Annotated in this window: 12 protein-coding genes; 1 reads left to right on the top strand and 11 read right to left on the bottom strand. The window is 70.1% G+C overall.

The features are described from left to right. Nucleotides 1–1667 (top strand): ATP-binding protein (locus SSOG_RS56805; RefSeq protein WP_039939708.1); only part of this gene is annotated, 1667 nt, incomplete at its 5' end. Nucleotides 1668–1682: 15 nt separating this feature from the next. On the opposite strand, the gene SSOG_RS38525 is transcribed toward SSOG_RS56805, so the two are convergent. The 11 genes from SSOG_RS38525 to SSOG_RS38475 form a co-directional block, all read right to left on the bottom strand. Then, nucleotides 1683–2741: a methyltransferase gene (locus tag SSOG_RS38525; RefSeq protein ID WP_050800098.1), complete on the bottom strand. Its 1059-nt coding sequence runs from the start codon at nt 2739–2741 to the stop codon at nt 1683–1685. Between the two features lie 28 nt (nt 2742–2769). Continuing rightward, nucleotides 2770–3963 carry a cytochrome P450 gene (locus SSOG_RS38520; protein ID WP_009719726.1) on the bottom strand — a complete coding sequence of 398 codons (1194 nt, stop codon included), beginning with the start codon at nt 3961–3963 and terminating at the stop codon, nt 2770–2772. Between the two features lie 47 nt (nt 3964–4010). Continuing rightward, the gene (locus SSOG_RS38515; RefSeq protein ID WP_039939707.1) at nt 4011–5204 is read right to left on the bottom strand and encodes a cytochrome P450; all 1194 of its coding nucleotides are present in this window, start codon (nt 5202–5204) and stop codon (nt 4011–4013) included. Between the two features lie 191 nt (nt 5205–5395). Continuing rightward, on the bottom strand, nt 5396–6238 hold the full coding sequence (locus SSOG_RS38510) for an ABC transporter permease (RefSeq protein ID WP_009719724.1): 843 nt from the start codon (nt 6236–6238) through the stop codon (nt 5396–5398). Further along, nucleotides 6235–7143, bottom strand: a complete 909-nt coding sequence (locus tag SSOG_RS38505; protein WP_050800399.1) for an ABC transporter ATP-binding protein — start codon at nt 7141–7143, stop codon at nt 6235–6237. Before SSOG_RS38505 ends, SSOG_RS38510 begins: the two co-directional genes overlap by 4 nt. A 104-nt stretch (nt 7144–7247) precedes the next feature. Then, nucleotides 7248–8099, bottom strand: coding sequence for a DUF4097 family beta strand repeat-containing protein (locus SSOG_RS38500; protein WP_009719722.1), 852 nt, complete (start codon nt 8097–8099; stop codon nt 7248–7250). A gap of 40 nt (nt 8100–8139) precedes the next feature. After that, nucleotides 8140–8643, bottom strand: coding sequence for a histidine kinase (locus SSOG_RS38495; RefSeq protein ID WP_039939706.1), 504 nt, complete (start codon nt 8641–8643; stop codon nt 8140–8142). A 179-nt stretch (nt 8644–8822) separates the two neighbouring features. Further along, nucleotides 8823–10022, bottom strand: a complete 1200-nt coding sequence (locus SSOG_RS38490; protein WP_009719720.1) for a cytochrome P450 — start codon at nt 10020–10022, stop codon at nt 8823–8825. 22 nt (nt 10023–10044) lie between these two features. Further along, nucleotides 10045–10260 carry an MbtH family protein gene (locus SSOG_RS38485; RefSeq protein WP_009719719.1) on the bottom strand — a complete coding sequence of 72 codons (216 nt, stop codon included), beginning with the start codon at nt 10258–10260 and terminating at the stop codon, nt 10045–10047. After that, nucleotides 10257–11555, bottom strand: coding sequence for a lysine N(6)-hydroxylase/L-ornithine N(5)-oxygenase family protein (locus tag SSOG_RS38480; RefSeq protein ID WP_009719718.1), 1299 nt, complete (start codon nt 11553–11555; stop codon nt 10257–10259). Before SSOG_RS38480 ends, SSOG_RS38485 begins: the two co-directional genes overlap by 4 nt. A 65-nt stretch (nt 11556–11620) precedes the next feature. Next, nucleotides 11621–12628 (bottom strand): alpha/beta fold hydrolase (locus SSOG_RS38475; protein WP_039939704.1); only part of this gene is annotated, 1008 nt, incomplete at its 5' end.

Below are 12628 nucleotides of genomic sequence, written 5' to 3'. Positions count from 1 at the left end.
GCGGCAGCCGCACGGCGTTGCCGCGGCACAAGACACTGCGCGCGGTGGTCGACTGGAGCTGGGAGCTGCTCACCGACGCCGAGCGGATGGTCCTGCGCAGGCTCTCGGTGTTCTCGGGCGGGGCGAGCCTGGAGGCGGCCGAGCGGGTCTGCGCCGGTGACGGGGTCGAGCGGGAGCAGGTGCTCGAACTGCTCACCGCGCTGACCGAGAAGTCGCTGCTGCTCGCCGAGGGCGGCGGCACCCCGCGCTACCGCCTGACCGGCATGATCCAGGAGTACGCCGGGCAGCGGCTCGCGGAGGCGGGGGAAGCGGACCTGGCGCGCCACGCGCATCTCGCCCACTTCACCGAACTCGCCGAGACCGCGGAGCCGCAGCTGCGCCGCGCCGGGCAACTGGAGTGGCTGGCCAGGGTCGAGGCCGAGCACGACAACCTCGGTGCGGCGATGCGTGGCGCGCTCGCGGCGGGCGAGGCGCGGGCGGCGATGCGGCTCGCGGCGGGCGGGGGCTGGTACTGGTGGCTGGGCGGGCGCAGGACCGAGGGCATCGAGCTGCTCACCGCGGCCGCCGGGCTGCCCGGCGAGGTGGCCGACGAGGTCCGGGCCACGGTGTGCGCGCTGATCGCGGGTTTCGTGACCTCAGGGCTGAGCGACGAGCGCCGGGCCGCGGAGTGGATCCACGAGGCGTACCGGCTCAGTCGGCACGGTCGGCGCAGCCACCCGGGGCTGAGGCTCGTGGCCGTACTGGAACGCATGCTCCAGGCGCCCGAGTCGTCGCTGTCCGCGTTCGAACCGCTGCTGGACGACGAGGACCCCTGGGTGCGCGCGCTGGCCCGGTGGCATCTGGGCAAGATGCGGATCGCGCTCGGCCGGGACGGGCAGGACGGCCACGATGCGGGCGCGTACCTGGAGGGGGCGCTAGCCGAGTTCCGGGCGCTCGGCGAGCGGTACGGGATCTCGCTCGCCCTGTCCGAGCTGGCGAACCTGCTCGCCCTGCGCGGCGAGTTCGCCGGTGCGTGCGAGCGCTACGAGCAGGCGATCGCGGTCGTCACCGAGGTCGGTGCCACCGAGGACGTCATCCGGATGCGTTCGTGGCAGGCGCAGCTGTACTGGCTGCTGGGCGACGAGGACGCCAGCGCGGCCGCCATGGCCGAGGCAGGGCGGTGCGCGGAGCGGGTCACCTGGCCGGACGCGCTGGCCGAGCTGGCCCTGTCCAAGGCGGGACTCGCCCGGTGGAGCGGCGACACCGAGGAGGTGCACCGGCAACTCGGGGTCGCCGCTGCCCTGTTGGGCGACGACGCGGAACAGGCGGACATCCGCGCGGTGACGCACGACCTGCTCGGCTACCTCGCCGACGACCTCGGCGAGGCCCGGGCGCACCGCGCGGCGGCCTGCGCGGCGGCGTCCGAGACGGGACACGCGCCGCTGATCGCGCACGTGCTCATCGGGGTCGCGGACCTGGCGCTGCGCCGCGACGAGTACGAGCAGGCCGTACGGCTGCTGGCGGCGAGCACGGGCGTACGCGGGCTCCGGACCCGCTCCCACCCGGACATGGCCCGCATCGAGCGGACCGCGCGGCGCCGCCTCGGCGACGTCCGGTTCGCCGAGGCGACCCGGGAGGGGACGCGGGTCCGCTGGTCCCAGCTGGTCGAGGTCACGCTCGCTACCTGAGCGCGGGGACCGCGGTCACGAGGTGGGAGCGGCCTCGATGACGTGGTAGTCGGGCATGCCCGTGGGCACGGGCACCCGGACCGTCGCGCCGAGGGTGAATCCGGCGGCGGCCAGCAGTGCGGCGTACTCGTCCCGGGTGCGTTCCCTGCCACCGGCGAAGACCAGGTTGTTCAGGTCCGTGAGTCCGTACGCGGCGGACTCGTCCGGCGTCAGGACCGGTGGCATCAGGGTCTCCACCAGGAGGATTCGGCCCGTCGGTGCCAGTCCGGCGCGCAGGGAGCGCAGCAGCTCCGTCGCCTTCTCGTCGCCCCGGTCGCGCACGATGTTGTTGAGGACGCAGGCGTCCGCGCCGGACGGCGGGGGCGAGGTGAGGTCCCCCTCGACCACCTCGCACCGGTCGGCGACACCGGCGGCGGACAGCGTGGCGGTCGACCGCTCCAGGGCTTCCGGCCGGTCGTAGAGCACGGCCCGCAGGTCCGGCGCGGCGGTCAGGACCGCCGCGATCAGGGTGCCCTCGTCGCCGCCGTAGTCGACGACGGTACGGAACCGGGAGAAGTCGTACGCCTCGGCGACCCCGGTGGCGAACAGCGCCGACGCCTGGGCCATTCCGGCGCGGAGCTTCGCCGACACCTCCGGCTGCTCCTGCATCGCCTCGTAGGCCGTGCGGCCCGTGCCGGGGGCGCGGGCGGGCTCGCCGCTGCGCACCACGGCCGTCAACTCGCCCCATGCTGCCCAGAGTTCGGGCGCGGTGGAGAGCATGATGTCGTCCCGCTCGGAGTCCGGTGTGCCCGACCTCAGGCGGCCGCCGAACTCGGTGAGCGAGAAGCGATCGGTGTCGAGCTGGCGGACCACGCCCAGTCCGGCGAGCGCCCTGAGCAGTCTGCGCAACGCCCCCGGGTCCGTGCCCGTCTCCTTGGCGAGGCTCTCGTAGTCGCGCGGGCCGTTCGCCAGGGCGTCGGCGATGCCCAGCTCGGCGGCGCTGTAGAGGATGCGCGCCGGTACGAAGCCCAGGGCGATCTGCGACAGCGACTGTTCCGTCGGGGCAGCTTCCGCTGCCCCCGCGTCGGCGGACAAGCCGTCTCCTCTCAAAGGGTGGGGTGGGTCAAGAGGTCCGTAGGTGAAGGGTGTTGACGCCGATCATGTCGGGCGTCGGGAAGAAGGTCGGCGGCTTCGCCGGGTCGGTCCGCAGCACCGGGAAGCGGTCGAACAGGGCGTTGAGCGCGACGCGCCCTTCGAGGCGGGCCAGCGGGGCGCCGAGGCAGAAGTGGATGCCGCGGCCGAAACCGAAGTGCGGGTTGGGGTCGCGGGTGGGGTCGTACACCTCGGGGTCCGTGAACTGCCGCGGATCCCGGTTGCCCGCGCCCAGCCAGAGCATGACGATCTGGTCCTTGGGGATGACCGTGCCCGCGACCTCCACCTCTCTGCTGGTGCCGCGGGCGAGCGCGGCGGACGGGGAGAGCACCCGCAGGGCCTCCTCGATGGCGCCGGGCACCAGCGACCGGTCCGCGCGGACCTTCGCGGCCACCTCCGGGTCGGCGTCCAGGCACAGGACCGTGTTGCCGAGGGTCATGGTCGTGGTGATGTGCCCGGTGACCAGCAGGATGTTGGCGACGTTCACGATCTCGTTGTCGGTGAGGCGTTCACCGTCGACCTCGGCCTGGACCAGATGCGTGAGCAGGTCCTCGCGCGGGGTGCGGCGGCGCTCGGTGACGTGTCCGGCCATGTAGTCGAGCAACGGGCGCAGGCGCTCCGTGGCGTCGCGGACGTCCTGCTCGCCCTGCCCGCTCGTGTCGAGGAACGAGAAGCCGCTGAACCCCTCGATGATGTCGTCCGCCCACTTCTTGAACAGGTCGCGGTCACCGGCCGGGACGCCGAGCAGTTCGGCGATGACGATGACCGGCAGCGGGTACGCCAGATCGGCGGCGATCTCGATCTCCGGCTTGCCGTCGACCGCGTCGAGCAGCTCCCTGGTGATGTCGGCGACCCGCGTCTCCATGTCCGCGACCAGCCGCGGAGTGAAGGCCCGGCTGACGAGCTGGCGGTACTTGCGGTGGCGGGGCGGGTCCATCTGCGACATGTCGCCCTCGAGCAGCGGTGCGTCGACGGAGACGGGCAGCAGGTGCGCCAGGTCGGAGGTGAAGGTGTCGTGATCGTTCAGGATGTCCATGGCCTCGGGATAGCCGTAGACGTTCCAGACGCCCTGGGTCTCGTCGAAGACGACCGGGGACTCGGGGCGCTGGCCGCGCAGCCACAGATGGTCGGGGTGGATGTTCCACCGGTCGACGACCGTTGTCATCGCATCTCTCCTTGCCGGTATCGCTGGACTACGGGGTGACAACGGGCCTACTGGGTGACAACGGGCAGGGTGGCGACGCCGCTGGCATCCACCACCTGGAGGAACGTCGGCGGGTTCGCCGGGTCCGCACGCAGGGTGGGCAGGCGGTCGAGCAGGATTTCCACTGCCGCCTTGCTCTCCATCCGGGCCAGTTGCCGGCCCAGACAGAAATGGATGCCGCGGCCCAGACCGAGGTGCGCGTTGGGGGATCGCCCCGCATCGAACACGTCCGGCTTCTCGAACTGCCGCTCGTCACGGTTGGCCGCGCCGGTCCATACGAGCAGCAGCTGATCCTTGGGGATGACCGTGCCGGCGACCTCCACCTCGCTGTTGGTCGCCCGCCCGACTCCGCAGATGGGGCTCATGTAGCGCATGGATTCCTCGAGCAGCGCGGGCACGAGCGAGCGGTCGGCCCGGACCCGTGCGTCCTGGTCGGAGAAGGCGTCGAGGCAGAGCATGGTGTTGGCGATCAGCATCGCCGTGGTGAGGTGGCCGTTGACGAGCAGACGGTTGGCGATGTTGGAGATCTGACTGTCATTCAGCTTCTGGCCGTCCACCTCGGCGTGCACCAGCTGGCTGATCAGATCCTCACGCGGCCGCTTCCTGCTCTCGGCGGCGCGCTCGTGCCAGTAGTCGCGCATCTCCCAGAGCAGTTCGAGCTCCTTGTGAAGCTCCTCCTCCTGCTCCAGGACGGTCTCCGGGGACTCGAACTTCTCCGAGCCGTCGAGCATCTTGTCCATCCACTGCCGGAACAGCGCCCGGTCGCTCTCCGGTACGCCCAGCAGATCCGAGATCATGATCAGCGGGAGCGGTGCCGCGAACTCGGCCACCAGGTCGAACTGGCTCTTCCCCTCGACGCCGTCGAGCAGCTCGTGGATGATCCCGTGGACGCGGGACTCCATTTTGGCCACCAGGGACGGGGTGAACGCGTGGTCGACGAGACCGCGCAGCCGGCGGTGCTTCGGCGGGTCCGTATGAGCGAAGTCGCCCTCGACGATCGCCTCGTCGAGCTTGATCGGGTCCAGCCGCATCGTATCGCTGGAGAAGACCTTCGGATTGCTGAGTATCGCGGCCGACTCAGGATATCCGTAGACATTCCATAACTGGAGCTCTTCGTCGTAGTCCACAATCTTGTCCGGCCGCTTTCCACGCATCCAGAAATGACCCGGATGGAATTCCCACTGGGCTACGGGCGAGGTCACAGGCGTGTCCTTCCGGAAATTGTGGCCTGAATTCAGCATGCTCGCCCAGTCTTCAAGCGCCGCCTTACGGTGTCAAGGTTCGCCCCCCGCACCGCGCTTTTCCTGTCCTGGCGACAGGACATGGCGACCCGCGGGAACGGTATGTTTTCCGCAGAGTGCGGTCCCGTTACCCACGGGACCGCACCGGCGCGTCATCCGACCCGCTGAAGAGCCTTCTCGCGGCGCTCGGCCATGGTCGAGCCGGATTCCCGCCGCGCCATCCGGCGCAGCACGATCGGCGCGAGGACCAGGCCGACCACGGCCCAGACCGACAGCACCCCGACCGTCTCCAGGTGGCGCCAGGCGTCGCCGATCTCCACGATGACCGCACTGTCCGGCAGCAGTGCCGAACGCATGCCGAGGCCGAGCCAGTAGACCGGGAACACCTGGGCCAGCCCCTGCACCCACTCGGGCATGGAGGTCACCGGATAGAAGATGCCGGAGATGCCGATCATCGCCATGATCGGGAGCGTCAGCAGCCCCTGGCTGCGCGTGCTGCTGAACAGCGAGCCCAGCACCGCGCCGATGGGCAGGGTGGCCACCAGCCCGAGCACCAGCACCCAGCCCAGGGTCAGCCATGCCTCCGAACTGCCCACCCGCAGACCGGGGATGATGAACAGTGCGGGGATGAGGAAGATCGCGAGGTCGACGACCACGCCGACGGACACCGAGATGATCTTTCCGACCAGATAGGCGGGGGTGCCGTGCGGTGTGGCCTTGGCGCGCAGCAGCGTGCCGTCCTCGCGGTCGGCCGTGAGGAGTTGGCTCATGGTGACCATGGCCATCGCGGCGTTCATTCCGAGGATACCGGGCAACACCAGGGTGCCCAGTTCGAATTCACCGTCGCCGAACGAGACGTCCCGCATCAGGAACAGCACGACCAGCATCAGGACGGGCCAGAAGAAGTGGTTGAAGAGGTCCCCGCCATTTGTGAATGATTGACGCAGTTCCGTGACACCGCGGGACCAGCCCGCGCGCATGACCGTCTTGTTCATCGGACCGTGCCCCCCTCGCTGTCCGCCGAGGCCGCACCGGCGGCGTCCTCCGGCACTGTTTCCTGTTCGCCCGTGGACTGCCGCACCAGGGAGAGATAGGTATCCTCCAGGGTGGTCTTCCGGATTTCCAGATCGGTGATCGACTCACCGTGCTTCCGGAACAGTTCGAAGGCGAATTTCGTGGACTCCGGAACGGAACGGACGTAGCTCTGGCCGTCGTGGGACCAGCGCACCTCGTCCTCGCCGACGATGCGCTCGGCGAGTTCCTCGGCGGTGCCGTCCGCGATGATGCGGCCACCGCTGAGGATCATGATGCGGTTGGTGAGCTTCTGCGCCTCGTGCAGATCGTGGGTGGTCAGCACGATGGTGGTGTCCTGCTCGTCGGCGAGACGTTCGACGAGGTCATGGAACTCGCGCCGGGCGACGGGGTCGAGACCCGCCGTGGGTTCGTCGAGGAAGAGCAGTTCGGGGCGGCCGACGATGCCGACGGCCACGTCCAGCCTGCGCCGCTGGCCGCCGGAGAGCATCCTGACCTTCTTGTCCGCCTGCGCGGTCAGACCGACGGCGGCGAGGAGTTCGTCGGGATCCCACGGCCGCCGGATCTGGGCGGTGGAGTACTCGGCGTAGTAGATGCCTAAGTGGGCGAGGAGTTCGCGCACCCGCCAGCGCCCGTGGTCGCGCCAGGACTGGAGCACCACGCCCACCCGGGCCCGCCAGTCGTCGCCGCCGTGCGCCGGATCGGTGCCCAGCACCTCGACCCGGCCGGCCGAGCGCATGCGGAAGCCCTCCAGGATCTCCAGCGTGGTGGTCTTCCCCGCCCCGTTCGGCCCGAGCAGGCACACCACTTCCCCGTGGTGCACACGGAGATTCACATCCTTCAGGACCTCGGTCGTGCCGTAGCGCATGCGCAGACCTTCGACGTCCAGCACGACCCTTTCATGTGTTGTCACAATATTTCCCTCATTCGTAGACGGGTTTCCCCGGGGCGGGCCTGCGGGGGCGATGCGGTTCAGGAACGGTGGATGACGATGTCACCGCTGTAGGTACGGACCTTGACGTGGACGATCTCGTCGGTCTCCCCCGGACCGTCCACGACCTTCAGGGCGTTGCGGACGGTGCCGGTCAGGGTGGACACGTCGAGCTTGGCCGCGGTGCCCTGCCGGATGCCGATCTCGATTTCGGCGCTGGACGCCGTCACCACGACCGAGCCCCGCACGACCTCGCCGAGCCGGATGCCGCCGTGGGCGGTCTTGGCCACGACGTTGCCGTGCGCCCGCTCCACGTGGAAGTCGCCGTTCATCCCGGTCAGGCGCAGTTCGCCGGTGGCGTCGCCGATCCGGGTCTCGCCGTGGTCGTTGCCGACCAGGGCGGACCCGTCGATCTCGTCGACGCGTACACCCCCGGAGCCGTTGGCGATCCTGGCGTGGCCCACCGCGCGTGTCACGGCGATCTCACCCCGGGACGTGGACAGCCGCAGCGGACCGGCCTCGTCGATCCGGAAGTCGCCGTGCGCCGCCTCGAAACGGCATTCGCCCAGCCGCCCTTCGCCGCGCAGCGCGACGGAGGACGAACTGCCGCGCAGATCGGAGCCCTCGGGAAGTTCGATCAGCACGTCGACCGAGCCGGTGCGGCGCGACGCGCTGGGCCAGTTCAGCATCTGCGGGGGCGCCTTGACCTGGAGCTTGCCCTGCGCGAAGTCGACACGCGCCTGCTCCGCCGCCTTGACGTCGGCGGCGTTGGAGTCGTCCGTCGGGCGGACCTCGACGACCGTGTCGGTCCGCCGGCTCGCCCTGACCGTGATGGTGCCCGTGGAGATCTCGACCCTGGCGGAGATCGGTTGGGGGGTGTCGTACGTTGCCATGTCAGCCTTCCTGGTGAGCCACTTGCGGATGCGCGGCGCGCTACCGTACCCAGCCGACGCTGTACTGGTCCCCCGGCGGTGTGTGCCGCCCCGGCCGGGCCGTGCCGCTCAGCGTGGCGGCCACCGCCCGGACAAGCCAGGCGTTGACCGAGAGCCCCTCGCGGCCCGCGGCCTCCTCGATCCGGGCCTTGAGGTGCTCGGGCGGACGGAAGTTGATACGCGCCGGAGCGCCCTCGTCCTCGACGCCCGGAAGCACCTCGCCGCCCGCCCCCGCCGGATGGTCCCCGGCGTCCGGGTCGGCCCAGGGCAGGGTCACCGCGAAGTGGGGGTCGAGACCGCGCAGCCGCAGGTCGACCGCGCCGGGCGCGAGATCACGCGAGATCTCGCCCGCGGCGGTCGACAGGGCGCTGAGCAGGGTGAGCCGGACCGCCGAGTCGAGCGACGGGACGAGTCGCTCCGCGACCCCGAGGGCCTCCTCGCCGGCCGCCTCGGCCGCGAGCAGGAACTCGCGCCGGAGACCGTCGGTGTAGGGCGTCATGTCCATAGCGCCATAGTGGCACATCGATGGCGCCACGACAACCCGGGTCGCATGGAGGCACGTCGGGCAAGGCTCGACAGGAAGCGATCAGGCCCAAGAATTCGGGGCCATGACGATTGCGCCACGATGGCATCGCCATGGCCCCGAGTGGCCCATGCGTCGGTACGTCCCGTTCCGCTCCTGCGCTACCCGAGGGAGGTGCGCAGCGGGAGGCTGCTGACCCCGGTCGTGTCGAACCCCGGCATGAAGGTCGGCGGACGCTCCGGATCGGTGTACAGCTCCGGGAAGCGGTCGAGCAGGTGGTCGAGCGCGACCCTGCCCTCCATCCGGGCCAGCGGCCCGCCGAGACAGAAGTGGATGCCGCGGCCGAATCCGAGGTGCGGATTGGGGCCGCGGGTCATGTCGAACAGCTCCGGCTCGGCGAACTGGCGGGCGTCACGGTTCGCCGCGCCGAACCACACCATGACCATCTGGTCGGCCGACAGCCGCTGCCCCGCGACCTCCACGTCCCGGGTGGTGGCCCGGTAGGTGGCCGCCACCGGGCTCAGGAACCGCATCGACTCCTCCAGCAGCCCCGGGATGAGCGACCGGTCGGCCCGGACCCGCGCCGCCTGCTCCGGGTAGCTGTCCAGGCAGAGCACCGTGTTGCCGATGAGCATCGTGGTGGTCAGATACCCGGCGATGAGCAGCATCTTCGCGAAGTTGACGATGTGGTTGTCGGTCAGCCGCCGCCCGTCGACCTCCGCCTCGATGAGCTTGCCCATCAGGTCTCCGCGGGGCCGCCGCCGGCACTCCGCCGCATGCTCGCGGAGGTATTCGAGCATCTTGCGCATGGGCGCCATGCCCGCCTCGAAGATCCGCTCCTGGTCCTCGGGCGCGTCCTCCATCGAGACGTCGCCGAGGCTGTGCACGATCTCCGTCATCCATCCCTCGAAGAGATGGCGGTCGGCGCTCGGGATGCTCAGCAGTTCGGCCACCACGGTCACCGGCAGCGGATACGCGAGCGCGGTCATCAGGTCGAACGTGTCCCGGTCGGCCACCGCGTCCAGCAGTTCCTGGGTGAGCGCCGTGATCCGGGGTTCGAGTTCGGCCACGACCTTCGGGGTGAAGGCATGGCTGACCAGCTTGCGCAGTTCGCGGTGGTCCGGTGGGTCGGTCTGGAGCAGGTCCCCTTCCGTGAACGCCTCGTCGGCCCCCATGGGCAGCAGGCGGGACATGTGCGAGGAGAACGTCCCCGGGTCGCCGAGCACCTCGATGGCCTCGGCGTAGCCGTAGACGTTCCACGCGTTCATCTTCTCGTCGAACTCGACCATCTGGCGCGGTCGGCGCCCGTACAGCCAGAAGTGCTCCGGGTGGATGCCCCACCGCTCGGCCGGAGTGGTCATGGATCGTCCCTTCAACGCGTCGTCAGTCCGAGGTCACGGACTCGCGCAGGCTCCGCGGCCGCATATCGGCCCAGTTCGCTTCCACGTACTCGAGGCATTCCTTGCGGCCGTCCTCGCCGAAGGCGATCCGCCAGCCGTCCGGTACGGGGGCGAAGGCGGGCCACAGCGAGTGCTGGCCCTCCTCGTTGACGAGGGCGTAGAAGCGGCCGTTCTCGTCGTCGAACGGGTTGGTGCTCATGCGGTGAGTCCCTTCTTCGGTGCGCCCGCGCACCGGGCCGTGATCGATTGGGCGATGTCCCCGCTGCGGACGGCGATGTTCGACAGCAGCGACGACCCCAGTCCATGGGTGTGCTCGGTCCCGCCCTGGAGATAGATGCCGCAGGTCAGGTCGGAGGTGGTGACCAGGCGGTAGTCGCGGTCCACCCGGTGGCGCCCCTCCGTGTCGTGCACGCAGTACTTGTCCAGCTCGCCGAGGACCCGGGCCGGGTTCATGGGGTCGTAGCCGGTCGCGCAGATCAGGACGTCCACGTCGAGGTCGTACGACGCGTCGTCCACCAGCGAGTAGACCGTGATCCGGGTGCCGTCACCGGTGGGCTCGGCGTCGAGCACCCGGGCCAGGTTGCGGAAGTCCAGCCGCCCGTGCCCGCTCAGCTCGTCCTCGTAGGCGCGCTCGTACAGACCCCGGATGACCTCGTCGTCCACCACCGAGTAGTTGGTGTTCTTGTGGTACTGCCACACCGCGTCCTTGGACGCCTGCGTCCCGTGGTAGTAGCTGTCCACGGCGTCGGGGTCGAAGACCTGGTTGGCGAACGGGGTGTCGTCCGCGATGGCGTAGCCGAAGGAGGGGATGACCGCCGAGACCCTGACCTCCGGCAGGGTGTCGTACAGGAACCGGACGATCTCGGCGGCGCTCTGGCCCGCGCCGACGACCGCGACCCGGGTCAGCTCGCCCTCCCGCTGCCGGAACCGGTGCAGGAACTCCGAGCTGTGCCAGACGCGTTCGCCCGCCTCCAGGTTGACGGGCATCCGGGGGACGAGCCCGGTGGAGATGACGACGTTGCGCGCCTCCACCTGGCGCGGGGCGCCGTCCGCACCGCGGACCGTCACCCGCACCCGGTCCGCGGGCCCCTCCCCCGCCGCGGCGACGGCCGAGACCGCGGTGACCTCCGAGTCGTAGGAGACCCGCCCCGTGAGCTTCGACGCGGCCCATTCGAGGTAGTCGTGGAACTCCCGCCGGGTCGGGAAGAAGTCCTGGTTGTTGACGAACCTGGTGAGCCGGCCCATGTCGTGCAGATACGAGATGAAGCCGAACCCGGACGCCGGGTTGCGGAAGGTGGCCAGGTCCTTCAGGAACGACACCTGCATCTTGGCCGACGGCAGCAGCATGCCGCGGTGCCAGCCGAGCGTGGGCTGACGCTCGAAGAAGAGGGAGGTGACGGGGTCCGGACTCTCCTCCAGGGCGATCGCCAGCGAGAGGTTCGAGGGGCCGAACCCTATGCCGACGACATCGTAGATTTCCGTTTCATGAGCCATTGAAAGGTGCCTCCTCCGTGGGGGCCGGACCGTTCCGTCCGCCGACGAACGTCGTTGGAGTCCGGTCAGTCCCCGGCCACTTCGTGGGTGATGACGGCGCAGATCTCGGCCGCCGGTCCCGGCAGGTACATGTCCTCGTGGGCGCTGTCGATGTCGTGCTGGTGCACGGTGCCGTGGATGTACGGGCGCCACAGATCCGCGTACGTCCCCTCCGGTTTCGGCACCGCGTTGAAGAACACGGCGTCGCCGCGGTAGACGGGGGCGGTGAAATCGCGCATCAGACGGGTGTAGTTGACGCCGATCGCGACCGCGTTGTCCACGAACGACTCGTAGTCCTCGGTGCCCACCAGGCTGGTGAGGTGTTCGGCGAAGTAGTCCCGGAAGTCGGCCTCGGTGGGCAGGGGCCGCCCGGCCAGCCGGCCGCTGGGCACGCTGTCCAGCAGGGCCAGCAGCGCCACCCGGTGTCCGCGCCGCTGGAGTTCGGCGGCCATCGCATGGGCCAGGGTGCCACCGCTGGAGAGCCCCATCAGGTGGAACGGGCCCTCCGGCTGGACGGCCAGCACCTCCTCGACGTAGTCGGCGACCATCTCCGCGATGGACCCGGGCAGCGGTGCCGAACCGTCGAACCCCTTCGCCTGGATGCCGTACACCGGACGGTCCTTGGGAAGCAGTCCGGCGAATCCCAGGTACGGCCAGCTCAGCCCGCCACCGGGGTGGACCCACCACAGCGGCTCCCGATCCCCCTCGGTGGTGATGGCCAGGACCGGCGCGAACGGGTCCGCGTCGCCCGCCGGGCCGTTCTCCGACTCCAGGTGTGCGGCCAGCTCCGCGACCGTGGGCGACTGGAAGACCACCCGGATCGGGATCTCCACGCCCAGCACCGCGCGGATGCGGGTGATGAGCCGGTTGACCAGCAGGGAGTGACCGCCGAGCGCGAAGAAGCTGTCGGTGACGCCGACCTGACCGGCCCCCAGCACCTCGGCGAACAGACCGCACAGGATGGCCTCCCGCGCGGTGCGCGGGGCGTCACCGGCCGAGGTGACCGCGTAGTCCGGGGCGGGCAGGGCCCGCCG

Origin of the sequence: Streptomyces himastatinicus ATCC 53653, from assembly GCF_000158915.1 — a bacterium.
GTDB lineage: Bacteria > Actinomycetota > Actinomycetes > Streptomycetales > Streptomycetaceae > Streptomyces > Streptomyces himastatinicus.
This window is presented reverse-complemented; position numbering and strand designations above follow the sequence as displayed.